The following is a 23,738-nucleotide window of genomic DNA, read 5'->3' as shown; positions in this document are numbered from 1 at the left end:
CAAAGCAGGCTCATTGATCGTCAAAGTAACGTTCATGCCAATCCACCAGCGGCTGCGGTGAATTGAGCTTCTGGCCGTAGATCACCGAATACGACAGCACGTTCTGCACGTACTGGCGGGTTTCGTCGAACGGGATGCTTTCCACCCACACATCGAAGCTCAGGTGGTCGGCGCCGCGCAGCCATTGACGCACGCGGCCGGGGCCGGCGTTGTAGGCAGCGGAGGCGAGCACGCGGTTGCCGTTGAACTGGCTATGGACCTGGCTCAGATAAGCGGCGCCGAGCTGGATATTCTTGTCCGGATCGAGCACTTGCTGCGGCGAGGCCAGGGGAATGCTGAACTTGCGCGCGGTTTCCTTGGCGGTGCCGGGCATCAGTTGCATCAGGCCGCTGGCGCCAACGCCGGAACGGGCGTCGTCCATGAAGGCGCTTTCCTGACGAGTGATCGCGAACACCCAGCTCGAGTGCAGGCCACGGACCTTGGCTTCACGCACCAGGGTATCGCGGTGAGCCATCGGGAAGCGGATGTCCAGGTCGTCCCAGTACTGCGCCTGACTGATGGTGCGGATCGCCGGGAAATACCATTTCAGGTCGTAAGCCAGTTTCGCCTGGGCAACCATTTCATCACGGCTGAAGTGCCGGCTGACGTGGTACCACTCGCGTCGGCCGTCGACGATCTGCCCGCGTGCATGGAACTCCAGCGCGCGGCGCACACCGGGGGTATTGCGCACCTTGTTGATCAGCGCCTGGCTGAGCACCAGCGGTTTGTTGATCAGCGAATAAGGTGATTGCGAACGGTCGGCCGCCAGGAAACCGTAGAAGTCGCGTTCGCGAGCCAGGCCCTTGTAAAGCGTTTGCGCTTGCGGATTCTGTGGCTGCGCCAACTCCAGGGTGCGAGCCTGCCAGTAACGCCAACGGTTGGTGGTGGCCAGGTCCTGAGGCAGGCGGCGGGTCAACTGATAGGCATCGTCCCAGCGGGCCAGACGCAACAGCAGGCGCAAACGCCATTCCGAAACGGTGTTGTCCCGCAGCTCCGGGTCGTATTTGGTCATCACGTCCAGCGCGCGACTGTCGAAACGTCGAGCGAGGGTCAGCCCGATTTCCCGGGCGATCGCGACTTTTTCGTCCCGGGAGAAGTGCATGCTGCTGGCGTAGCCGTCGAGCAGGGCCATGGCCCTGTCCGGATCCTGACGGGCCAGGCGGCGCAGGCCAAGGCTGACGATGTCGGACATCGGCTCATCGGCCGGGGTAAAGCGCGACGGCTGATTCAGCAGTTCGGGTTTCTGCGCCACATCCACCAGCAGGCGACCGCGCGGGGCGAGGGTCGTCAGGCCATTGATCAGGCTGTTGGCCAGCGGGTAGTTGCCGGCCTGGGCGGCGAGCTTGGTGCGTTCCCAGCGTTTCTGTTCAGTCAGTTGACCATCGGCGGCCCACATGCCGAACACTGCATCGCATGCCTCGGGCCGGGTTTTGCCGCTCAGCCAGAGTTTGTCGGCGTTGGCGTAACCTTCGGTCTTACGGTTATGGCTGATCTGATACTGCGCGTTCAGGCAGTCCAGTTCGGTGAAATTGAGCTTGGGGTCATAATATTTGACGAACGTTTCCCAATCGCCGCGTTCGGCCAGCCAGCGCAACCAGCGCAATTTCATCCAGTTGGCTTGTGGCAGGTCGCCGTGTTCGGCGAGGAAGTTCTCGATTTCGGCATTGTTTGCGGTTTTCAGCCGCGCGGTCAGTTCGTCATAAGCCAGGTAGGGGGTCAGCGGATAATCGCTGAGCGCCTGGCTATAACGGAAATAAGGGCCGGAATCGCCCTTGGCCAAGGCACGCTTGGCTTCGTCGTAATACTGGCGTTGGGTAGACAGGTCTACCGCCTGGGCGGATTGAACGGCAGCGGCTGTAAGAAGCAAACATGAAAAAAGACTGAAAAGGCGACTGCGCATGAGACATCCGGGCAGAAAAATTATGACAAGTGCTGGTAAGACCGGCACCTAATTATATGTAGCTTAGCCTTTTGCCAGCAGCGGGTGAAAGCTTTGCCGACATGCCAGCATAAGTTCGCAACAATTGTTGTGCAGAGTGCTTCGACATTGAAATTGCCGGCCTTCTGTAGCCTCAAGTCAGGTAGAATGCGCGCCCGGTTTTTGGAGAAGCTCATGACCCTGCTCAAATTCAGCGATGTGTCCCTTGCTTTCGGCGCTATGCCGTTGTTGGACAAGGTGTCCTGGCAGATCGCCCGTGGTGAGCGGGTGTGCATCATCGGCCGCAACGGCACTGGCAAGTCCAGCATGATGAAGCTCGTCAAGGGCGACCAGAAGCCCGACGATGGCTCCGTTTGGCGCGCACCTGGCCTCAAGATTGGTGAATTGCCGCAAGAATTGCCGGTAGCCGACGAGCGGACCGTGTTCGACGTGGTCGCCGAAGGCCTCGACGGCGTTGGTGCGTTGCTTGCCGAATATCACCATCTGAGCCAGAACATCGTCACTGACGCCGATCTGGACAAGCTGATGCACGTCCAGCACGACCTCGAAGCCCGAGATGGCTGGCGCTTGCAGCAACTGGTCGACAGCACCTTGAGCCGTCTGCAGTTGCCTGCCGACAAGACCCTCGCCGAATTGTCCGGCGGCTGGCGTCGTCGCGTCCTGTTGGCTCAGGCGCTGGTTTCCGAACCGGACCTGCTGCTGCTCGACGAACCGACCAACCACCTGGATATCGGTGCCATCGCCTGGCTTGAAGAAGCGCTGAAGGATTTCCAGGGCGCCGTACTGTTCATCACGCACGACCGTTCATTCCTGCAGAACCTTGCAACCCGTATCCTGGAACTGGATCGCGGCGGCTTGATCGACTGGAACGGCGATTACGCCAGCTTCCTCGTGCACAAAGAGGCCACACTGGCCGCTGAAGAAACCGCCAACGCGCTGTTCGATAAAAAACTGGCCCAGGAAGAAGTCTGGATCCGCCAGGGCATCAAGGCGCGTCGCACCCGTAACGAAGGCCGTGTCCGTGCACTGAAAGCCCTGCGCGTCGAGCGTAGCGAGCGTCGCGAGCGTACCGGCAAGGCCAACATTCAGCTCGATACCGCCGACAAGTCCGGCAAGCAGGTGATGGTGCTCGAGAATGTGAGCTTCGCTCACCCGGGCGGCCCGTTCCTGATCAAGGATTTCTCGATGGTCCTGCAGCGCGGCGACCGCATCGGTCTGCTCGGCGCCAACGGTACCGGCAAGACCACGCTGTTGAAGCTGATGCTCAACGGTCTGCAACCGACCAGCGGCACAGTGGAAGAGGGGACGCGCATCGACGTGGCCTATTTCGACCAGTTGCGCCATCAGTTGGACCTGGAAAAGACCGTGATCGACAACGTCGCTGAAGGTCGCGACTTCATCGATATCGATGGCCAGAGCCGTCACGTACTGAGCTACCTCGGCGACTTCCTGTTCAGCCCGCAGCGTGCCCGCACGCCGGTCAAGGCGTTGTCCGGTGGTGAGCGAGCGCGTCTGCTGCTGGCGAAACTGTTCAGCAAGCCGGCGAACCTGCTGGTGCTTGACGAACCGACCAACGACCTCGACGTGGAAACCCTCGAACTGCTGGAAGAGGTCTTGCTGACCTTCAACGGCACTGTGCTGATGGTCAGTCACGACCGGGCATTCCTCGACAACGTGGTCACCAGCACCCTGGTCTTCGAAGGTGAAGGCAAGGTTCGCGAGTACGTCGGCGGTTATCAGGACTGGCTGCGTCAGGGCGGCTCGCCGCGCCTGCTGGGTGTGACCGAGAGCAAGTCCGGCAAAGCCGACCTGAATTCGGCTGTCGTGACGGCCGAACCTGCGCCGGTTGCTGCAGTGGAAACGCCAGCGCCGGTGGCGAAAAAGAAACTCAGCTACAAGTTGCAGCGTGAGCTGGAAGCCTTGCCTGGCCAGATCGAAGCCATGGAACAGCAGATCGCGGTGGTTGAAGCGCAGATGGCGGACGCCGGCTTCTATCAGCGTCCTCCTGCCGAGACGGCTGCAGTGATCGCTCAGCTTGAGCAGTTACAGGCTGAACTCGACGTGATGGTCGAGCGCTGGGCCGAACTGGATGCCTGATTGATCCGGCTATAAAAAAAGCCCGGCTTCACTCGTGTGAATGCCGGGCTTTTCGTAAGGGGTTTATTGTTGCTTGTTGTCAGCTTTTTTGCAGGCGCACGGCAAGTACATCGCAAGGCGCGCCGTGCAGCACGTCATTGGCAGTGGAGCCGAGCAACAGTGCCAGGCCATGCCGGCCATGACTGCCCACCACGATCAGGTCGCACGTTTGCTCCTTGGCGAGATGGTGAATCTCCTGTCGCGGCTGGCCGTAGGTCAAGTGGCTGTATTCCTTGGAGAGCTCCGGGTATTTCAGGATCAATCGCTCAAGGCGCTCCTTGGCCTGATCGAACTGTTGCTGTTGCAACTGGGAAAGGTCCATCGGCACGTCGCCGCCAAAGGCCATGGCCATCGGCTCGACGATATGCACCAGGGACAGCTTTGCGCCATTGCTCACCGAAAGTTCGCGGGCGCGGTGGATTACAGGATCGCACTCTTCGGTTAGATCTACAGCGACCAGAATATGGTGGTAGGGCATGAGGTGCTCCTCCTGAGGATTGCAATATTGGTAAGTATGGCTGGTTTCAAGCGCATTGGTTTCAACGTGACCCAATGGGCTCATCAAGAATCGGGAGTACAGATATGACGGTCTGGATAGTGGTGTCAATCCTGCTGGTGGTGCTGAGCCCGCTGGCCTGGTTGCGACCGTCTCGTGTCCAGAGCGGTCGCATGGCCCTGCGCATGGAGGCACGGCGCATCGGCCTTGCCATGCAATTGGCGCCCCAGGAGTGGCCGCACTGGCTGAGCCAGGAGCCGCCAAGCCCTTGCGCCCAGTACCACCGACCGCGCCGTGGCACTCAGCCAGCGTGCTGGAGCTATTGGCAGAAGGCGCCGGGTGTGTGGGTCAATCAGTGGCAGGAAGTCTGCGAGGATGGAGTGCTCCTGAATCATTTCGAAAAACTGCCTGCCAACGTCTACAAGGTCGAGGCAGACAAGCAAATGATTGCCCTGTATTGGGGCGAGAAGGGCGAAGCCGAGGTTCTGCAACAGATCGACGCTACGCTCAAGGCACTCGCCTGAACCCCGATCTGTTACGGAAGGCAATAAAAAGCCCGACATCATCATCGGGCTGAGGTTGGCCAGGCAGGCCGGTAATTCTTTGTGGCACAGATCTTACGCTGGGCATTCGTCAAAGCGTTCAAATTTTTTCTTCAGGGTCACGCCAGCGTAGCCTGTTAAACACAGGTTGCCGCGAATTAGGGCGACTTTTCTAACTATTGATTCTATGAATGGCCTCACATGCATCCGCATGTTGCAGGGCTTCGTGGTACGGAAGTGACCGGAAAGTCGCGTTTCAACCAGTATTTTGGGCGATTGACAATTGCCGGAAATTCCGTGAAGGTGACACACCCAAATCAAACGGGCGTATGAATTGAGCGTTTGTATTACAGACTGCTCCTACAGAATCCCGACTATCGCGTTGGCGGGTGTGCCTGGTGAGTTGGCGTTAGCATTGACGATAAACGTCCCTGCCGAGCCAGCCGCCTGCGTCCGACGTGTACTGTTCAGCTTCCATATCGTGGAGATCAGTTGATGATTTACGAAGGTAAAGCCATCACGGTTAAGGCTCTTGAAAGTGGCATCGTCGAACTGAAGTTCGACCTCAAGGGTGAGTCCGTCAACAAGTTCAACCGTCTTACCCTGAACGAGCTGCGTCAGGCTGTAGACACCATCAAGGCAGATGCTTCGATCAAGGGTGTGATCGTCAGCAGTGGCAAGGACGTATTCATCGTCGGCGCCGACATCACCGAATTCGTCGACAACTTCAAGCTGCCGGATGCCGAGCTTGTTGCTGGCAACCTCGAAGCCAACAAGATTTTCAGCGATTTCGAAGACCTCAACGTCCCGACTGTTGCCGCGATCAATGGCATCGCACTGGGTGGCGGTCTGGAAATGTGCCTGGCGGCGGATTTCCGCGTCATGGCCAGCACCGCCAAAATCGGTCTGCCGGAAGTCAAGCTGGGCATCTACCCAGGCTTCGGTGGTACCGTGCGCCTGCCGCGCATCATCGGTGCCGACAACGCCATCGAATGGATTGCCGCCGGTAAGGAAAACCGCGCTGAAGACGCACTGAAAGTCGGTGCCGTCGACGCGGTGGTCGACTCGCAGAAGTTGCACGAAGCGGCGCTGAACCTGATCAAAGGCGCCATCTCCGGTACGTTTGACTACAAGGCCAAGCGTCAGCCGAAGCTCGAAAAGCTCAAGCTCAACGCCATCGAACAAATGATGTCGTTCGAAACCGCCAAAGGTTTCGTGGCCGGCCAAGCGGGCCCGAACTACCCGGCGCCGGTCGAAGCGATCAAGACCATCCAGAAAGCTGCGAACTTCGGTCGCGACAAGGCCCTGGAAGTCGAAGCCGCCGGTTTCGTCAAACTGGCCAAGACCTCTGCCGCACAGAGCTTGATCGGTCTGTTCCTGAACGATCAGGAGCTGAAGAAAAAGGCCAAGGCCTACGACGAAATCGCCAAGGAAGTGAAGCAGGCCGCCGTATTGGGCGCCGGCATCATGGGTGGCGGTATCGCTTATCAGTCGGCCTCCAAAGGCACGCCGATCCTGATGAAGGACATCAACGAGCACGGTATCGAGCAAGGTCTGGCCGAAGCCGCCAAGCTGCTGGTTGGCCGCGTTGATAAAGGTCGCATGACCCCGGCGAAGATGGCCGAAGTGCTCAACGGCATTCGTCCGACCCTGTCCTACGGCGATTTCGGTCACGTCGATCTGGTGGTCGAAGCCGTGGTCGAGAACCCGAAGGTCAAGCAAGCCGTTCTGGCCGAAGTCGAAGACAAGGTCAAAGAGGACACCATTCTGGCGTCCAACACCTCGACCATTTCCATCACCTTGCTGGCCAAAGCCCTCAAGCGTCCGGAAAACTTCGTCGGCATGCACTTCTTCAACCCGGTGCACATGATGCCGCTGGTTGAAGTGATCCGTGGCGAGAAGTCCAGCGAAGTGGCCGTTGCCACCACCGTTGCCTACGCCAAGAAAATGGGCAAGAACCCGATCGTCGTCAACGACTGCCCGGGCTTCCTGGTCAACCGTGTGCTGTTCCCGTACTTCGGCGGTTTCGCCAAGCTGGTCAGCGCCGGCGTGGACTTCGTCCGCATCGACAAGGTCATGGAGAAGTTCGGCTGGCCAATGGGCCCGGCATACCTGATGGACGTGGTCGGCATCGACACCGGCCACCATGGTCGTGACGTCATGGCTGAAGGCTTCCCGGATCGCATGAAGGACGATCGCCGTTCGGCCGTCGACGTGCTCTATGAAGCCAAGCGCCTGGGCCAGAAAAATGGCAAGGGTTTCTACGCCTACGAGACCGACAAGCGCGGCAAGCAGAAGAAAGTCGCCGATCCGTCGGTGCTGGAAGTGCTCAAGCCGATCGTTTTCCAACAGCTCGAAGTCACTGACGAAGACATCATCAACTGGATGATGATCCCGCTGTGCCTGGAAACCGTGCGCTGCCTGGAAGACGGCATCGTCGAAACCGCCGCCGAAGCCGACATGGGTCTGGTCTACGGTATTGGTTTCCCTCCATTCCGTGGCGGTGCGCTGCGCTACATCGATTCGATCGGTGTTGCAGAGTTCGTTGCCCTGGCTGACCAGTACGCTGATTTGGGCGCGCTGTACCACCCGACCGCGAAGCTGCGTGAAATGGCCAAGAACGGTCAGAGCTTCTTCGGTTAAGCGCCCACACTAGAGCGAGAGTGAAAGTATATGAGCTTGAATCCTAGAGACGTCGTGATTGTCGACTTCGGTCGTACGCCGATGGGCCGCTCCAAGGGCGGCATGCACCGCAACACCCGCGCCGAAGACATGTCGGCACACCTGATCAGCAAATTGCTGGAACGCAACGTCAAGGTCGACCCGAGCGAAGTCGAAGACGTGATCTGGGGCTGCGTTAACCAGACCCTGGAGCAGGGCTGGAACATCGCCCGCATGGCGTCCCTGATGACTCAGATTCCACACACCTCGGCCGGCCAGACCGTCAGCCGTCTGTGTGGCTCGTCGATGAGTGCGCTGCACACTGCCGCGCAAGCGATCATGACCGGCAACGGTGACGTGTTCGTCGTTGGCGGCGTCGAGCATATGGGTCATGTGAGCATGATGCACGGTGTCGATCCGAACCCGCACATGTCCCTGTACGCGGCGAAAGCCTCGGGCATGATGGGCCTGACCGCAGAAATGCTCGGCAAAATGCATGGCATTACTCGCGAACAGCAGGACGCCTTTGGCGTGCGCTCCCACCAACTCGCCCACAAGGCGACCGTGGAAGGCAAGTTCAAGGACGAAATCATCCCGATGCAGGGCTACGACGAGAACGGTTTCCTGAAACTGTTTGACTACGACGAAACCATTCGTCCGGAAACCACCCTGGAAAGCCTGGCGGCTCTGAAACCAGCGTTTAATCCGAAGGGCGGCACCGTGACCGCTGGTACTTCGTCGCAGATCACTGACGGTGCTTCGTGCATGATCGTGATGTCGGCACAGCGTGCCCAGGACCTGGGCATCCAGCCGCTGGCGGTGATTCGCTCGATGGCAGTGGCAGGTGTGGACCCGGCGATCATGGGCTATGGTCCAGTACCGGCAACGCAGAAAGCATTGAAGCGCGCGGGCCTTGGCATCAACGATATCGACTTCTTCGAGCTCAACGAAGCTTTCGCTGCACAGGCCCTGCCAGTGCTGAAAGATTTGAAAGTGCTCGACAAGATGAACGAGAAGGTTAACCTGCACGGCGGCGCGATCGCCCTGGGTCACCCGTTCGGTTGCTCCGGTGCACGTATTTCGGGCACCTTGCTGAACGTGATGAAGCAGAATGGCGGCACCTTCGGGGTGGCTACCATGTGCATTGGTCTCGGCCAAGGCATCTCCACCGTCTTCGAACGCGTTTAAGCGTTTCGTCGATGGAAGCCGGGGCCAAGTGCCCCGGTTTTTGTTTTTCCGGATTTATTTTGTTTTTATTTTGAAAAAATTTGAGTGAGGGCCAAAGCATGCCGATACAACCTGGGCTCTACCAACATTACAAAGGTCCGCAGTACCGCGTATTCAGTGTTGCGCGGCATTCGGAGACCGAAGAAGAAGTGGTCTTCTACCAAGCCCTGTATGGCGATTACGGCTTTTGGGTACGTCCCTTGAGCATGTTCCTGGAGTCGGTCGAGGTTGACGGCGAACAGGTGCCACGCTTTGCTTTGGTGCAAGCCGAACCGAGCATTTTTCCGCAGCCATAAGGGGAGTGCGCGCAGAACCCTGCGCTTGACCTCACCTTGTAGCCACTATATATAGCGGTGCCGCGTCAGGCGCCAACCGCCTTTCACTTCTAGAATTCAGGAATTTTCTGATCCATGGGCAAATCGCTGGTCATTGTGGAATCCCCGGCTAAGGCCAAGACCATCAACAAGTATCTGGGTAACCAATACGTGGTGAAGTCGAGTATCGGCCATATCCGAGACCTGCCCACCAGCGGTTCGGCTAGCGCCAGCAAAGAGCCTGCCGCCAAGCGTGGCAAGGCCGCCGCAGGCGAAGGTCCGGTGCTCACGCCGAAAGAGAAAGCGCGCAAGCAGCTGGTCTCGCGCATGGGTGTCGATCCCGATCATGGCTGGAAAGCCAAGTACGAGATCCTCCCGGGCAAGGAAAAGGTTATCGAAGAGCTGCGCCGGCTCGCCAAAGATGCTGACACCATCTATCTCGCAACCGACTTGGATCGCGAGGGGGAAGCCATTGCCTGGCACCTGCGCGAAGCCATCGGTGGTGACGACAGCCGCTACAAGCGCGTGGTGTTCAACGAAATCACCAAAAAAGCGATCCAGGAAGCTTTCTCCCAGCCGGGCGAGCTGGACATCGATCGCGTAAACGCTCAGCAGGCGCGTCGCTTCCTCGACCGCGTGGTGGGTTACATGGTTTCGCCGCTGCTGTGGGCCAAGGTTGCTCGTGGCCTGTCCGCCGGTCGCGTGCAATCGGTTGCCGTGAAGCTGGTGGTTGAGCGTGAGCGCGAAATCCGCGCGTTCAACCCGGAAGAGTACTGGGAAGTTCACGCTGACCTCGGCACCGCCAAGGGCGCGACTGTGCGCTTCGACGTGGCTCGCGAGAAAGGCGAAGCCTTCAAGCCGCTCAACGAAGCCCAGGCCATGGCCGCGCTGGAGAAGCTCAAGGCTTCCAGCTACAGCATCGTCAAGCGCGAAGACAAACCGACCAGCAGCAAGCCGTCGGCACCGTTCATCACCTCCACCCTGCAGCAGGCCGCGAGCAACCGCCTGGGCTTCGGTGTGAAGAAAACCATGATGATGGCCCAGCGTCTGTACGAAGCCGGCTACATCACTTATATGCGTACCGACTCCACCAACCTCTCGGCCGATGCCGTGACGATGGCGCGTACTTATATTGAAGGCGAATTCGGCAAGAAGTACCTGCCGGAAACCCCGAACGTCTACAGCAGCAAGGAAGGCGCACAAGAGGCTCACGAAGCGATTCGTCCGTCTGACGCCAATACCGAGCCAAGCAAGCTGTCGGGCATGGAGCGTGATGCCGAGCGGCTTTACGAGCTGATCTGGCGCCAGTTCCTCGCCTGCCAGATGCTGCCGGCCCAATACCTGTCGACCACGGTCACCGTCGGTGCCGGTGACTTCGAGTTGCGCGCCAAGGGCCGCATCCTGAAGTTCGACGGTTACACTCGCGTCATGCCGCAAATCACCAAGCCTGGCGATGACGACGTGCTGCCGGACATGGCCCAGGGCGATGCGATGAAGCTGATCAAGCTTGATCCGACCCAGCACTTCACCAAGCCGCCGGCGCGTTACTCGGAAGCGAGCCTGGTAAAGGAAATGGAAAAACGCGGCATCGGTCGTCCTTCGACCTACGCGGCGATCATTTCGACCATCCAGGACCGCGGCTACGTGGCGCTGCACAACCGTCGTTTCTATTCGGAAAAGATGGGCGACATCGTCACCGAGCGTCTGACCGAGAGCTTCTCCAATCTCATGGACTACGGCTTCACCGCCGGCATGGAAGAGAATCTCGATGACGTGGCCCAGGGCGAGCGCGACTGGAAAAACGTGCTCGACGAGTTCTATGGCGACTTCAAGAAGAAACTCGAAGTGGCCGAAAGCGCCGAAGGCGGCATGCGCGCCAACCAGCCGGTAATGACTGATATTCCATGTGTGGTGTGCGGTCGTCCGATGCAGATTCGTACTGCATCGACCGGCGTGTTCCTCGGTTGCTCGGGCTACAGCCTGCCGCCAAAAGAGCGCTGCAAGGCCACCGTCAACCTGGTGCCGGGCGACGAAATCGCTGCGGACGACGAGGGCGAGTCGGAGTCGCTGGTTCTGCGCGGCAAGCACCGTTGCCCGATCTGCAGCACGGCGATGGACGCTTACCTGCTCGACGAGAAGCGCAAGCTGCACATCTGTGGTAACAACCCGGATTGCGCAGGCTACGAGATCGAAGAGGGCGCTTACCGCATCAAGGGCTACGAAGGTCCGAGCCTGGAATGCGACAAGTGCGGCAGCGAGATGCAGCTCAAGACCGGCCGTTTCGGCAAGTTCTTCGGTTGCACCAACGCAACCTGCAAGAACACCCGCAAGCTGCTGAAAAGCGGTGATGCGGCGCCGCCGAAGATGGATCCGGTGAAGATGCCTGAGCTCAAATGCGAAAAGGTCAACGACACCTATATCCTGCGTGACGGTGCTTCCGGCCTGTTCCTGGCGGCCAGCCAGTTCCCGAAAAACCGCGAGACCCGTGCGCCATTGGTCGTCGAGATCGTGCCGCACAAGGATGAGATCGATCCGAAGTACCACTTCCTCTGCGAAGCACCGAAGAAAGATCCTGACGGTCTGCCAGCAGTGATCCGTTACAGCCGCAAGACCAAAGAGCAATACGTGCAGACGGAAGTCGACGGTAAGCCGACTGGCTGGAAAGCGTATTACGATGGTGGCAAGTGGACGGTTGAAGACAAGCGTCCAGCAGCCAAGGCTTAAAAGCCGCTGCACATAAAAAGGCCGCATGACAACCCTCGGGTTTTCATGCGGCCTTTTTGTTTTGGGCTTGCGGTGAGCTTGGGTGATCCATGACACTGTCAGACCTGCGTGAAGCAATTATTTCGTTGTGGAGGCTGCCGTCATGGCCCACGAACTCTATACCCGTACCAACCAGAAAATTTATTTCGCCGGCTTGTCGCTGGAAGCGCTCGCCAAGGCCGAAGAGGGGCGAGCGATGAACTCCCTGGCGCTGATTCAGGCCGGTCGCGAATCGGCGTTGTTTCACCTGTACGGGGCGCTGTTGGGGCTGTGCCATGAAATCGCCGGTTTCTATCGCTTGCCTCAGGCCAATGCGCCACGGGCAGAGATGCTGCTGACCCGCGAAGTACTCGAAACCATCGCTATTCCGGAAATGGCCGAGATGGTCGAGTTGGCGCAAAACCCTGAAACCTGGCTGGCCAAGCTGCTGTCGGCTTATGCCGCACTGTTTCAACCGCCTCGTGCTCCACACAAGCCCAAGGGTGATGTGACGCAGCCGCTTATTCTGGCCGTCAACCTGGACGAAGAAGAGGCGTCTGAAGAGCTGAGCCGGGAAGAACTGGAGAGCTGGCGCCAGAATCTGAAAAGCTTGGCGATCCGGTTTCGCGACGGGCTGAACGAGTGCTGAAAGATTGAGTGCTCGGTGAATGGTCCGCCCAAGGAAGCGTGATGTCAGAAATTTCTCTTCGTGATGGCATCTGGTCAAGATCCTGAGCGAAGCTTGGCCGATGCCTATATAATCCCTGCCTTTCGTGGAGAACAGTCCTTTATGCCAACGTCCTTTCTAGAAATTGTCGAGTTACCAGACGGCCGAATCGAGCTGCGTAGGGCCGAGGACGAGGGTTCTCTGGTTACTTTGGATTTCTCCGAGGATGCCAAGGCTTTCCTGCAAGGCCAGCACGTGGAAGTCGCCAAGGCGATGTTGAGCGTCGGTGTTCAGATGGCAGGACGCCTGGTTGAAGGCGAATTTGATAAGGAAGAGGGGCCACGAGTTCTTCATTGATCCCGCCCGTCGGATTTTGCGGATACCTCTACAGACCGGCTTCTCTATCCTTGGAGAAGCCCCGCGCTGTTCAGTGCAAACACTGTTTTGTCAGTTAACCCAGCCGAATATTCAGACTTTGCGCATCCCCGGTACGGGCGGCGCTGATCAGCTGTTGCCGCGACGATGTGCTCAACGGGTTTAGCCAGCTGACGACCGTATGGCTGCGGCCAAGTCGCAAAGCTTCACAGGTCAGCTGCTGAGCGCTCTGTGTGCCGCGTGGTTGCAGCAGCAGAATGCGTTCACGGTTCAGGCCGGCGTCTCGCAGCCAGGCCTGGGTCAGGCTGGCGGGCGGGGCGATCAGCGTCAGCCAGCGAGCGTCCTGATCCTGGCTCAGCTCCCTGAGGATTGGTGCCAGAAGGTTCAGGCAGTTCCCGGCCGCGCCACGCAATGACAGCTCGCTGAAGACTTCGGGCTCGGCGCTCCAGGGCGACTCGACCACTTCTTTCAGGATCGGCGCCAGCGGCTGCGCCATGAATGCCTCGAACAACGGCAGTTGGGCTTGCTGTGAAGTGTGTGGGAACTGCATAAAGCCTCCTTTAGCGGCGAATCACGCCGACGCTCAAGCCTTCGATCACCAGTTCCTGATCTTTCAGGTTGACTTCGATAGGGGCAAATTCAGGGTTTTCGGCAATCAGCCAGACTTTGCTGCCGTCGCGCTTGAAGCGCTTGACGGTCACTTCGTCGCCAATCCGCGCCACCACGATCTGACCGTTACGGGCTTCGCGGGTGGTATGGACGGCCAGTAGGTCTCCGTCGAAAATGCCGACGTCCTTCATGCTCATGCCATGAACCCGCAACAGATAGTCAGCGCGAGGGTGGAAGAACGAAGGGTTGATGTTGCAGGATTCTTCGATGTGCTGCTGGGCGAGGATCGGAGCGCCTGCTGCCACTCGGCCGATGATCGGCAGGGTAGAATCGTCGGCCTTGGCTTCGAAGCCGGGGATGCGAATGCCACGGGAGGCGCCCGGGGTCATCTCGATTGCGCCCTTGCGGGCCAGTGCCTTGAGGTGTTCTTCCGCCGCGTTGGGCGACTTGAAGCCCAGTTCCTGAGCGATTTCCGCGCGGGTTGGCGGGTAGCCGTTGTCTTCGAGGCAGCGTTTGATGAAGGCCAGAATCTCTGCTTGGCGTGGCGTCAGCTTTAGCATATTGATCGCTCTGTCTTTTTATACAGTGACTGGGATTATATACAGTGAACCGGTCTTGGCAATGCCCCTTTTTTTGCCGGCCGCTGGACGGTCATTCAGCTCGCCGATTGAAGCGCCAGTGTTGTATGGTTAAATAGCTGACCGACCATTCCCAAAACGAACCCGCCAGACTTGACAAGGCCTGGGCTGAAACGTATGTTTCAAACAAGTGTTTGTCAGGCGGAGTAGCCATGGCCCAGTCGGAAACCGTTGAACGCATTCTCGATGCTGCCGAGCAATTGTTCGCGGAAAAAGGTTTCGCTGAAACCTCGTTGCGTCTGATCACCAGCAAGGCCGGTGTCAATCTGGCGGCGGTGAACTATCACTTCGGATCGAAGAAGGCGCTGATTCAAGCGGTCTTCTCGCGTTTTCTCGGGCCGTTCTGCCTCAGTCTCGATAAAGAGCTGGAGCGCCGTCAGGCCAAACCCGAGAACAAACCGACCCTCGAAGAATTGCTGGAGATCCTCGTCGAGCAAGCCTTGGTGGTGCAACCACGCAGCGGCAACGACCTGTCCATCTTCATGCGTTTGCTGGGGCTGGCTTTCAGTCAGAGCCAAGGGCACTTGCGTCGTTATCTGGAAGACATGTACGGCAAGGTTTTCCGCCGCTACATGCTGCTGGTCAACGAAGCCGCGCCACGCATTCCTCCGATCGAACTGTTCTGGCGCGTGCACTTCATGCTCGGTGCAGCGGCATTCAGCATGTCGGGGATCAAGGCCTTGCGTGCGATTGCCGAGACCGATTTCGGCGTCAACACTTCCATCGAGCAAGTGATGCGTCTGATGGTGCCATTCCTGGCTGCGGGCATGCGTGCCGAAACCGGCGTCACCGACACCGCCATGGCCGCCGCGCAATTGCGTCCGCGCAGTAAATCGACTCCGGTAGCCGCCAAGGTTTAACCGCACACGGGTGGGCGCGGTGGCGGACATCCGCTAAGCTAGGCGCCCATGCCGACTCTCGTTTTGAACCCCCTCATTGATATCGCCGACCTGCCGGGCTCAGCCCATGGCGGCGAATTCGTGCGAGCCGGGTTTATCGTATTCAAGGAATTTCCATGACTGCTGGCCTGCAAGGCTCGTTGATGGTGGACGTCGCCGGTACCTGGCTGACGTCTGAAGATCGCCAATTGTTGCGCCAGCCCGAAGTGGGCGGCCTGATCATTTTTGCCCGCAACATCGAACACCCGCGTCAGGTGCGCGAATTGAGCGCCGCGATCCGCGCCATTCGTCCCGATCTGCTGCTGGCGGTCGACCAGGAGGGCGGTCGGGTTCAACGGCTGCGTCAGGGCTTCGTGCGACTGCCCGCCATGCGCGCCATCGCCGACAACCCGAATGCCGAATACCTGGCCGAACAGTGCGGCTGGATCATGGCGACCGAAGTGCTCGCGGTCGGTCTCGACCTGAGCTTCGCCCCGGTGCTGGATCTGGATTACCAGCGCAGTGCGGTGGTCGGTACCCGTTCGTTCGAAGGTGATCCCGAGCGCGCAGCCTTGCTCGCCGGTGCATTCATCCGCGGCATGAACAGCGCCGGGATGGCTGCCACCGGCAAGCATTTCCCCGGTCATGGCTGGGCCGAGGCCGATTCCCACGTTGCGATTCCCAACGACGAGCGCAGCCTCGAAGAGATCCGCGCCAACGACCTGGTGCCATTCGCGCGATTGAGCAAGCAATTGGCCGCCGTCATGCCGGCCCACGTTATTTATCCACAAGTCGATTCCCAGCCTGCCGGCTTCTCCCGTCGCTGGTTGCAGGACATCCTGCGCGGCGAGCTGCAGTTTGATGGCGTGATCTTCAGTGACGACCTGTCGATGGCCGGTGCGCACGTGGTGGGCGATGCCGCCAGTCGCATCGAAGCGGCATTGACCGCCGGTTGCGACATGGGCCTGGTGTGCAACGACCGTGCGGCTGCCGAGTTGGCTTTGAGTGCCGCCCAGCGGTTGAAGGTCAAGCCTTCGGCGCGTATCGCGCGGATGCGTGGGCAGGCGTACGCCAGCACCGAATACCGTCAAGACCCGCGCTGGCTGACGGCCGTCGGCGCGCTCAAAGAAGCTCAATTGATTGATTAAGGACTTTTCGTTATGACGGTTTACGCGATTATCGGTGGCACCGGCCTGACTCAACTCGAAGGCTTGAGCATTCGTCAGTCATTGGCGGTGGACACCCCTTACGGTGCGCCTTCGGCCGAGGTGCAGATCGGTGAGTACGCCGGCAAGGAAGTGCTGTTTCTCGCACGTCACGGCCACCCACACCGCTTCCCGCCGCATCAGGTGAACTACCGCGCCAATCTGTGGGCCTTGAAGCAAGCCGGAGCTGAAGCGATTCTCGCGGTCAACGCCGTGGGCGGGATTCATGCCGCGATGGGCACCGGGCATTTCTGCGTGCCGCATCAATTGATCGACTACACCAGCGGTCGCGAACACACCTATTTCGCCGATGACCTGGAACACGTTACACACATCGACTTCAGCTATCCCTACAGCGAACCCCTGCGTCAGCGATTAATCGCGGCGTTGGCGGCTGAAGGCGTCGGCTATAGCAGCCATGGCGTGTACGCCTGCACTCAAGGGCCACGTCTGGAAACAGTTGCTGAAATCGCGAGGCTGGAACGTGACGGTTGCGACATCGTCGGCATGACCGGTATGCCGGAAGCTGCATTGGCGCGTGAACTGGAACTGGACTATGCCTGTCTGGCGCTGGTGGTGAACCCCGCGGCGGGCAAATCGACGGCGGTCATTACCATGGCCGAGATTGAACAGGCACTGCATGATGGCATGGGCAAAGTGAAGTCGACGCTGGCGCGGGTATTGAAAGGCTAAGCTCGACACTCTCGAGCGCCAGTCTCGACGGGCTGCTGGCTAGCAATCGGTTGTTGATCGATGCGGCGATGCCGGCCATCGACTATCTGGCCGATCGCCAAGGCAAGGAAGGGCTGATCATCCTCGCCAATTCCGACGCCACCATCCTCGCCGTCGAAGGTCGCGCCGACCGTCTCAAGGGCAGCGGCCTGCAAGACATCACCCTTGGCGCAGGGGCATGGTCTGGCCGTCGGGCGGCCTCGACCCAGTCACCGCCAATGAGCATGCGCGGTGCGCGCTGGATGAACGCCGAGGTGGCGGGAAGCAGATAAGGGAGGGGCATGGCAAGACCTCTTGTTGTGCGTGAAAACGGGGGCTTGCTCACTGTTTGGCAATGGCTGTGCCAAGTGTCGGGAAGGGGCTGATAGCTCAGTGACAGCGGGGTTTTGAGTGATGCGAGGGGGCGGGCGACTCGCTTGGAGGTGTCGCAAATCGCGACAGCCCGATGAGACGACGAGCAACCTGTCACAGCCTTGAGACACCCGCTAATGAGGATTAGAATTTTCAGGCTAAAGGGTGAAATGACGGAGCATTTGCCCGGCATCCATCTGGCGTGAGGGAGGTAGCGATGTTCCTATCACCCCTGGAAATCCAAAACATCATCGAGCAAAGTTTTCTGCCCGCCGTGTGCACCTGTAGCATGGAGGCAGACCAGTTCCTGACGATTCGGGTCTGCGATTGCATGACCGGCAAAGTGGATCTGGTGGCCACTCACGTACCGGTATGGACACTGGACAGTCCCCATGCAATTGCATCGCTGGTGGCTGATATGCGGTTGGAAATCGAGGCTCACAAAGGCGTTCACCCGACGTTCTACAGCTGAACCGATGTCACGCCGCACCTGTCGATGGTGCGGCGTGCGTCTGTCATGTCAGGACGGGATTTTTCGGGAAATCTCATCGAACGTGTCGTTGTCTACAGCCGCCAGCAACCTTCTTCCATCCTTGAGTGTGGCCAGAAAGGTTACCTCGGTTTCCTTGCCAGCCAACATGAAGCCGGCAATTGCGCCGATAGGCCCCAGCAACATGGCCCCCGCCACGCCGAAGCCGATGACATCCTTGATGTTGTTGATCGAATCCTCGTTGGCCACTTCTACACTCTTGAACAATGAGAGCGGGAGGGTGATGCCGGGCCACGGGTGAAGCGACGTCCTGAGCGTGAAAACGCCGTCTGTGTACTCTCCATCACCCTGCAGAAAGTCCCCCGCCAGGACCGTTATGCTTGCCATGTTCTTACCCTCTGACTGGCAATCGGTGAACCCACATTTCGCGCCTGCACTGCAGCATCGTCAATCGCCGGGCGATGAAGTGTTCCGGCCGGGGGCCTCTATGCTTGTCTCACACTGCAACAGATATCGCGATATTAGACGCGGGCGATCTCGTTCAGACGCGCCCATAAGCCAGTTATTTCAAGTAACTGATTGATTTTTATAGTGATCGTTAAGCTGGCACGCGGCGGCATCAAGAACGCCGCAGCATCAAGCCTCAGGCACCGGGCAACTCAAATCCCCTTCCTTGCACTTCAAGTAAGTCTTGAAGGCTTCGACCCGCGCCTTGGTCAGCGCCGTGGTGCAGTTGCTATAGATCAGCGGGTAAACACTGCCTCCCTCCACTCCGGACGCCGAGAACTTGCACTCGGCATCGCGAAACGCAATCCATGAGCGCTGGGCACCGACCAACAGCTTCTTGGCGTCAGGGCTGTCCTTCAATCGCGTGGTGATCTGCTGGTAAAGCGCATTCAGCTCCTTGTCGGCGGCCTTGTTCTGCTGCGCTGCGCACTGATTCATCGTCGTCTGGTCGGTGGCGTTGTCGCAGTCGACGGCATGCGCAAGAGGGGTGAACAGCAGCGGCGTCAGTGCCAGGAGCAAGCGTGGGTGCATGGGAATTCTCGCTGTGACAATTGAAAAGAGGAGGTTGCAGTGTAGCGAAGACGCAGGCTTCAGCTTGTAGAAAGGGCGCCTGAAGCCGCGAGTAACTGGTCCGCACAAACCTGGATGTCAGCGCGCCTGTGCAACTTCGCCAGCCAGCCTTCAGGGATGGCCTGCGCACCATAGTGAGCCCCGGCCAACTGACCGACGATGGCGGCAGTGGTATCGGCGTCGTCACCCAGGTTCGCGGCTTCGAGGATGGCGGCTGCAAAACTGTCAGTGTGGTGAAAGCACCACAAGGCCGCTTCCAGTGATGCAACGCAGTAGCCGCTGCCCCGGATATCGTCTTTGGACTTGTCGAGGTAGTCGCCTCGGGCGATGGCCATGACTTTTGGTTCCAGGAATATTGTCTCTGGCAGGCGCTGCAAATCCGGCTTGGTGGCGCCTAGCAATGCCTTGCGGAGCAGTTCGGCAAGCAACTGACAGCATTCAAGTGCCTCCGGCGCGGCATGGGTAGTACGCGAACTGTCTACGGAAAACGTCCTGATCCGGTCGCGGTCGGGAAAGTAGTACAAGACTACCGGCGCCAGCCGCATCAGCGAACCGTTGCCCGCCGTGTCGGGATCGGAGGAGCCTGCGAATGGCTGACCGGTTTTCTGATAACGAACCAGCGCATCACGTACGGTCATGCCAATGTCGAAGCATTCGCCGGTCGAACTCTGGTAACCCCATTGCCACCAGTTGAGGTAACGGCCCATCTGGTCAGCCGCATCAAAACCTTTTTTGTTCAGCAGACTTTCAGCCAGGCAAAGTGCCATGGATGTGTCATCGGTCCATTGCCCCGGCTTCAGATTGAACGGGCCGCCGCCAACCATATCGGTCAGGGGCTCGAACGAGCCGCGTGGCTGGAATTCGACACTGGTGCCGATAGCATCTGCGCAAGCAAGCCCAAACAGGGTTGCGCGATAACGCTCCGTGAGTGAAGGCTGCATGAATCTTCCTTGTAAGGTTGCACGTCGTTGCAAACGTTAGCAGTTTCAATCCGTTGACTGTGCCTTTCAAACCAGAACTTATGGCCAAAATCGAGGCCGAATATTTCAGGTACGGTTGATTGCATCAGCCGTTTGATACAACTTTTAGGTTGGTCTTCTGGTCTTTACGGGCCTACTGTTCAATACAGGAGGTGACTTATGAACCCAGCATCAGATCGCATCGAAAGGAAGATCCTGCTCAAGGCGCCGCGCTCGCGGGTCTGGCGCATGCTGGCCAATGCCGAAATGTTCGGACAATGGTTCGGCGTGGCACTCGAAGGCAAGCGCTTTGTCGCCGGCGAGTGGACCCAGGGGCAGATTACGTATCCTGGTTATGAGCACTTGTTGTGGAATGTACTGGTGGAGCGGGTCGAGCCGGAGCGGGTGTTTTCGTTTCGCTGGCACCCGTATGCGGTGGAGCCGGAAGTCGATTACTCTCAGGAGCCCACCACGCTGGTGAAATTCGAACTCCAGGACATGGACGAAGGCACGCTGTTGACGGTCGTCGAGTCCGGTTTCGATCACGTTCCCCAGTCGCGCAGGCTCAAGGCTTTCCGCATGGACAGCCGTGGCTGGGATGAGCAGATGAACAACATCGAACAGTTTCTGGCAGAAAACACCAAGGCCCACGAGCGTCAGGGAAGTTGATGGCTGCAAGCCGCGAAATTCGCGGCTTCGGCCCATGATGGTTGATACGTCCAAGGGTTTTCGGAAGGGTGGCTATAGCGAATGTCTTACACGCGGTAGTAGCTATATCGTCTATTGCGGATTGGATCCGAAGCGTAATCTAGCCCCATCAACTGAAGCACAGGAAGTGCTCAGGGTCACGGATGATCGACCATAAGCAAGGATTGCTGCCGACAGGGAGTCGATATGGTCTTGGGAAAACCCGCTTCGGCGGGTTTTTTTTCGTCTGCAGGAAACTGCGACCGATCGCCCGTACCTGTACCCGTACTAGTAGCAGCTGCCGAACGCAGCCTTCGGCAGCTGCTACAGGGGCTGCTTTCAGGTGCTGAATGGTCAATGGCTTACACGCAGCCGCTGTTATGTCGTCTTTTGAAGCTTCGCCAATGTGTTTAATCTGGATCCATCAACTGAACACAGGACGTGTTCAGGATCACGGATGATCGACCATACGCCAGGATGGCTGCCGACAGGATGTCGCAATGGTCTTGAGAAACCCGCTTAGGCGGGTTTTTTTATGGGTGTCAGAAAAGTCCGTCAGATGTCCACGACTTCATGCAGAGTCTCCAGGGCGCGCTTCAACACGTCGAGGCTGATCGATCCCATGGCCACCCGCAGTGCAGGAGGCACATGAGTGGTCGTGGCAAAGGGTGCGGCGCTGGTCACCTGCACGCCTTTTCGTTCCAGCTCGGCAACCACCGTTTCGGCCCGCAAGCCTTCGGGCAATCTGAGCCAGAGGTAGTAGGAAGCGGGATGCGCCACCAGTTCGCAGTTTTTCAGGATTTGCCGAGCCAGGTCCTGTCGCTGCCGGGCGTCCAGGCGTTTTTGCTCTTCGAGGTTGTCGACTTCGCCGCTATCGATCCAGCGGCAGGCCAGCGCGACGGTCAGCGACGGGGTGCTCCATGTCGACACTCGGATGGCTTGCTCCAGCGCCGGCATCATCGCTTTCGGTGCAACGATGAAACCGATGCGCAGGCCCGAGGCAACGCTTTTCGACAGGCCGCTGATGTACAGCGTGCGCTGCGGGGCCAGGGTAAACAGCGGTTTGGGTGCCGGTTCTGCGAGGAAGGCATAGGCGCCGTCTTCGATGATCAGAAAGTCGTATCGCTCGGCCAATTGCACCAGGCGTTCACGGTCGGCGATGGACATCACCGTCCCCAACGGATTGTGCATCGTCGGCATGCTGTAGAGCGCCCGCACGGGGCGCCGCTTGCACAGCGCTTCCAGGGCGTCGAGGTCGGTGTGCCCGGCGATTTGCGGGAGGGCTTCGAGGTCCAGCCGATGGGCCTGGGCCAAGGTTTTCAGGCCGGGGTAGGTGAGGGCGTCGAGGGCCAGAATATCTCCCGGCTTGAGCAGTGCCATCAGCGTCACGGCAAGACCTTGCTGGGCGCCGTTGACGATCAGAACCTGATCGCCCCCCACCCGAATGTCCCGATTGCGTAAATGCCGGGCCGCCGTCTGCCGTTCATGCGGCCGCCCGCCCTGAGGCGCGGAATGCAATAGCGCATCGATATCCCCGGAGGCGGCAATCGCTCGCAAACCCTCGCGCAATAACTCGTCCTGACCGGGTACCGACGGGTAATTGAAGGTCAGGTCCACCGTGCCGATGCCCAGTGGTTGCTGTTCCAACCCCAGTCCGCGAGGCAAGGACGTGTCGCGCACAAAGGTGCCACGACCGGTCTCGCCGACCACCAGGCCGATCGCCTCCAACTCGTGATAGACCCGCAAAGCCGTGGCCAGGGCGATCCGTTCGCTCTGCATCAACGCGCGAATGGTCGGCAATTGCGTGGCGGGTGGCAGTTCACCGCTGCGAATCTTCCCGGCGAACTGATCCACCAGGCGTTTGTAGCGAATACGGGTCATGGGTGAGCGCTCTTTGTATCTGGATCAATTTTTTGTTTGTATCAGATTGGCGCTCTAATCTACAGGCTTTCCAGGACGGAGACTTCGCTGTGATTGACCCTGCGACCTTATCGATTTTCGTCGGCGCGGTGATGCTGTTGCTGCTGTCACCCGGGCCGAACATGGCCTTCGTAATCAGCCATGGTGCCAGTTATGGCTGGCGCGGCGGTGTGGCGTCGGGATTGGGCATTGGTCTGGCCGATCTGATCCTGACGGCGCTGACCGCGATGGGGGTTACGGCACTGGTTGCCAGTTGGCCACCGGCCTTCGACCTGATCCGTTATGCCGGCGTTCTGTATCTGCTGTGGCTGGCGTTCAAGGCGTTGCAAAAGCCATCGGCCAGCGGCACGTCGGATGTTGCGCAGGTGCCGCTCAAGACCCTGCTGATCCGGGCGATGCTCAACAGCCTGCTGAACCCCAAGGCCTTGCTGTTTTTCATGGTGTTCCTGCCGCAATTCGTTAACGCGCAACGAGGCTCGATTGCCGTACAGCTGGTGCTGCTGGGCATGGTGCTGACCCTGGTCAGTGGCGTGTTTCACACCCTGCTCGGGGTTTTCGGCAGCACGGTCAGCCGGCGTATTTCCAGCACGTCGACATTCGCCACATGGCAGTCATTGGGGCTGGCCGCGGTATTGCTGTTGCTCGCCGTCAGGCTGGCCCTGATGACACGTCCGGCCTGACTCATTCACTGAAAAGGAACCTCTGCATGTACATCGCATCGTTTATCTACAAACCCGGGCAACGAGACGAGGAGTTCAACCTGTTGAGCACGTTGATCGACGAAGCCGCGATCAGCATCGAAGGGTTCGTCGGTACCCAGTCCTGGTGCTCGGCCGATGGCGAACTGGTCAACGCCAGTTACTACTGGCAGGACGAAACCTCTATCCGGGAATTCGCCAGCCACCCCAGGCACCTGGAGGCCAAGCGCCAGTACCGCAAGTGGTATGCGGGTTATCAAGTGGTGATCGCTAAAGTGGAGCGGGCTTATGGCGATGACTCGTTCGAGCTGTTTGTGCCGAATGGCCGGCGTGAGTGACTGGCTGCGGGGGGATAG

At 59.0% G+C, this 23,738-nt stretch carries 23 protein-coding genes and 1 pseudogene; 16 read left to right on the top strand and 8 right to left on the bottom strand.

All coding sequences use genetic code 11. The features are described from left to right. Positions 1-10: 10 nt before the first annotated feature. Positions 11-1,939, bottom strand: coding sequence for a transglycosylase SLT domain-containing protein (locus AC07V0_RS10160; protein WP_086945120.1), 1,929 nt, complete (start codon positions 1,937-1,939; stop codon positions 11-13). A gap of 213 nt (positions 1,940-2,152) precedes the next feature. On the opposite strand from AC07V0_RS10160, the gene AC07V0_RS10155 reads away from it, so the two are divergent. Further along, positions 2,153-4,075 (top strand): ATP-binding cassette domain-containing protein, encoded by a 1,923-nt coding sequence (locus AC07V0_RS10155; RefSeq protein ID WP_018925314.1) that lies wholly within the window; start codon positions 2,153-2,155, stop codon positions 4,073-4,075. 79 nt (positions 4,076-4,154) lie between these two features. On the opposite strand, the gene AC07V0_RS10150 is transcribed toward AC07V0_RS10155, so the two are convergent. Next, positions 4,155-4,592, bottom strand: coding sequence for a universal stress protein (locus AC07V0_RS10150; RefSeq protein WP_007933196.1), 438 nt, complete (start codon positions 4,590-4,592; stop codon positions 4,155-4,157). 104 nt (positions 4,593-4,696) lie between these two features. Between AC07V0_RS10150 and AC07V0_RS10145 the strand changes: the two genes are divergently transcribed. From AC07V0_RS10145 to AC07V0_RS10115, 7 genes are all read left to right on the top strand, one after another. Beyond that, entirely contained in the window at positions 4,697-5,134 is a 438-nt protein-coding gene (locus tag AC07V0_RS10145; protein WP_007933194.1) for a hypothetical protein, read from the top strand. A gap of 513 nt (positions 5,135-5,647) precedes the next feature. Beyond that, positions 5,648-7,795: a fatty acid oxidation complex subunit alpha FadB gene (fadB, locus tag AC07V0_RS10140; RefSeq protein WP_018925315.1), complete on the top strand. Its 2,148-nt coding sequence runs from the start codon at positions 5,648-5,650 to the stop codon at positions 7,793-7,795. A 30-nt stretch (positions 7,796-7,825) separates the two neighbouring features. Beyond that, positions 7,826-9,001, top strand: coding sequence for an acetyl-CoA C-acyltransferase FadA (gene fadA / locus AC07V0_RS10135; protein ID WP_007933190.1), 1,176 nt, complete (start codon positions 7,826-7,828; stop codon positions 8,999-9,001). 98 nt (positions 9,002-9,099) lie between these two features. Continuing rightward, positions 9,100-9,336: a DUF1653 domain-containing protein gene (locus AC07V0_RS10130; RefSeq protein WP_007933188.1), complete on the top strand. Its 237-nt coding sequence runs from the start codon at positions 9,100-9,102 to the stop codon at positions 9,334-9,336. A gap of 114 nt (positions 9,337-9,450) precedes the next feature. Beyond that, positions 9,451-12,078, top strand: a complete 2,628-nt coding sequence (topA, locus tag AC07V0_RS10125; protein WP_086945119.1) for a type I DNA topoisomerase — start codon at positions 9,451-9,453, stop codon at positions 12,076-12,078. A gap of 142 nt (positions 12,079-12,220) precedes the next feature. Further along, positions 12,221-12,745, top strand: a complete 525-nt coding sequence (locus AC07V0_RS10120) for a DUF6586 family protein (RefSeq protein ID WP_064619098.1) — start codon at positions 12,221-12,223, stop codon at positions 12,743-12,745. A gap of 141 nt (positions 12,746-12,886) precedes the next feature. Further along, positions 12,887-13,120, top strand: a complete 234-nt coding sequence (locus tag AC07V0_RS10115; protein WP_007933173.1) for a hypothetical protein — start codon at positions 12,887-12,889, stop codon at positions 13,118-13,120. A 94-nt stretch (positions 13,121-13,214) separates the two neighbouring features. Here the strand turns inward: AC07V0_RS10115 and sulA are convergent, their stop codons facing one another. Beyond that, positions 13,215-13,688 (bottom strand): SOS-induced cell division inhibitor SulA, encoded by a 474-nt coding sequence (gene sulA, locus AC07V0_RS10110; RefSeq protein WP_018925320.1) that lies wholly within the window; start codon positions 13,686-13,688, stop codon positions 13,215-13,217. A gap of 10 nt (positions 13,689-13,698) precedes the next feature. Further along, positions 13,699-14,307 carry a transcriptional repressor LexA gene (gene lexA, locus AC07V0_RS10105; protein WP_026286346.1) on the bottom strand — a complete coding sequence of 203 codons (609 nt, stop codon included), beginning with the start codon at positions 14,305-14,307 and terminating at the stop codon, positions 13,699-13,701. 230 nt (positions 14,308-14,537) lie between these two features. Between lexA and AC07V0_RS10100 the strand changes: the two genes are divergently transcribed. The 5 genes and pseudogenes from AC07V0_RS10100 (at position 14,538) to AC07V0_RS10080 (ending at position 18,023) form a co-directional block, all read left to right on the top strand. Further along, entirely contained in the window at positions 14,538-15,245 is a 708-nt protein-coding gene (locus tag AC07V0_RS10100; protein ID WP_018925321.1) for a TetR/AcrR family transcriptional regulator, read from the top strand. Between the two features lie 155 nt (positions 15,246-15,400). After that, positions 15,401-16,411 carry a beta-N-acetylhexosaminidase gene (nagZ, locus tag AC07V0_RS10095; protein WP_019579917.1) on the top strand — a complete coding sequence of 337 codons (1,011 nt, stop codon included), beginning with the start codon at positions 15,401-15,403 and terminating at the stop codon, positions 16,409-16,411. Between the two features lie 12 nt (positions 16,412-16,423). Then, entirely contained in the window at positions 16,424-17,161 is a 738-nt protein-coding gene (locus AC07V0_RS10090; protein ID WP_019579918.1) for an S-methyl-5'-thioinosine phosphorylase, read from the top strand. 11 nt (positions 17,162-17,172) lie between these two features. Next, positions 17,173-17,385, top strand: a pseudogene (locus tag AC07V0_RS10085) (sigma-54-dependent Fis family transcriptional regulator); the annotation flags it as partial. Between the two features lie 383 nt (positions 17,386-17,768). Continuing rightward, entirely contained in the window at positions 17,769-18,023 is a 255-nt protein-coding gene (locus AC07V0_RS10080) for a DUF1652 domain-containing protein (protein WP_018925324.1), read from the top strand. A 48-nt stretch (positions 18,024-18,071) separates the two neighbouring features. Here the strand turns inward: AC07V0_RS10080 and AC07V0_RS10075 are convergent, their stop codons facing one another. The 3 genes from AC07V0_RS10075 to AC07V0_RS10065 all read right to left on the bottom strand — a co-directional run bounded on the left by AC07V0_RS10075 (position 18,072) and on the right by AC07V0_RS10065 (position 20,059). Next, positions 18,072-18,428, bottom strand: coding sequence for a hypothetical protein (locus AC07V0_RS10075; protein ID WP_018925325.1), 357 nt, complete (start codon positions 18,426-18,428; stop codon positions 18,072-18,074). Positions 18,429-18,677: 249 nt separating this feature from the next. Further along, complete coding sequence (locus AC07V0_RS10070) at positions 18,678-19,079, bottom strand: lysozyme inhibitor LprI family protein (RefSeq protein WP_018925326.1); 402 nt, start codon at positions 19,077-19,079, stop codon at positions 18,678-18,680. 59 nt (positions 19,080-19,138) lie between these two features. After that, positions 19,139-20,059, bottom strand: coding sequence for an ADP-ribosylglycohydrolase family protein (locus tag AC07V0_RS10065; protein WP_086945118.1), 921 nt, complete (start codon positions 20,057-20,059; stop codon positions 19,139-19,141). 198 nt (positions 20,060-20,257) lie between these two features. Between AC07V0_RS10065 and AC07V0_RS10060 the strand changes: the two genes are divergently transcribed. Further along, positions 20,258-20,746: an SRPBCC family protein gene (locus AC07V0_RS10060; protein ID WP_018925328.1), complete on the top strand. Its 489-nt coding sequence runs from the start codon at positions 20,258-20,260 to the stop codon at positions 20,744-20,746. A 573-nt stretch (positions 20,747-21,319) separates the two neighbouring features. Here the strand turns inward: AC07V0_RS10060 and AC07V0_RS10055 are convergent. Continuing rightward, positions 21,320-22,645 (bottom strand): aminotransferase-like domain-containing protein, encoded by a 1,326-nt coding sequence (locus AC07V0_RS10055; RefSeq protein WP_086945117.1) that lies wholly within the window; start codon positions 22,643-22,645, stop codon positions 21,320-21,322. Positions 22,646-22,734: 89 nt separating this feature from the next. On the opposite strand from AC07V0_RS10055, the gene AC07V0_RS10050 reads away from it, so the two are divergent. After that, entirely contained in the window at positions 22,735-23,364 is a 630-nt protein-coding gene (locus AC07V0_RS10050) for a LysE family translocator (RefSeq protein ID WP_018925330.1), read from the top strand. A gap of 26 nt (positions 23,365-23,390) precedes the next feature. After that, positions 23,391-23,720 carry an antibiotic biosynthesis monooxygenase gene (locus AC07V0_RS10045; protein ID WP_086945116.1) on the top strand — a complete coding sequence of 110 codons (330 nt, stop codon included), beginning with the start codon at positions 23,391-23,393 and terminating at the stop codon, positions 23,718-23,720. Positions 23,721-23,738: the final 18 nt, after the last annotated feature.

It is taken from the genome of Pseudomonas sp. GW821-FHT01E10, from assembly GCF_059422365.1.
Note: the sequence above shows the minus strand (reverse complement) of the source record. Positions and strands in the feature narration are given on the sequence as shown.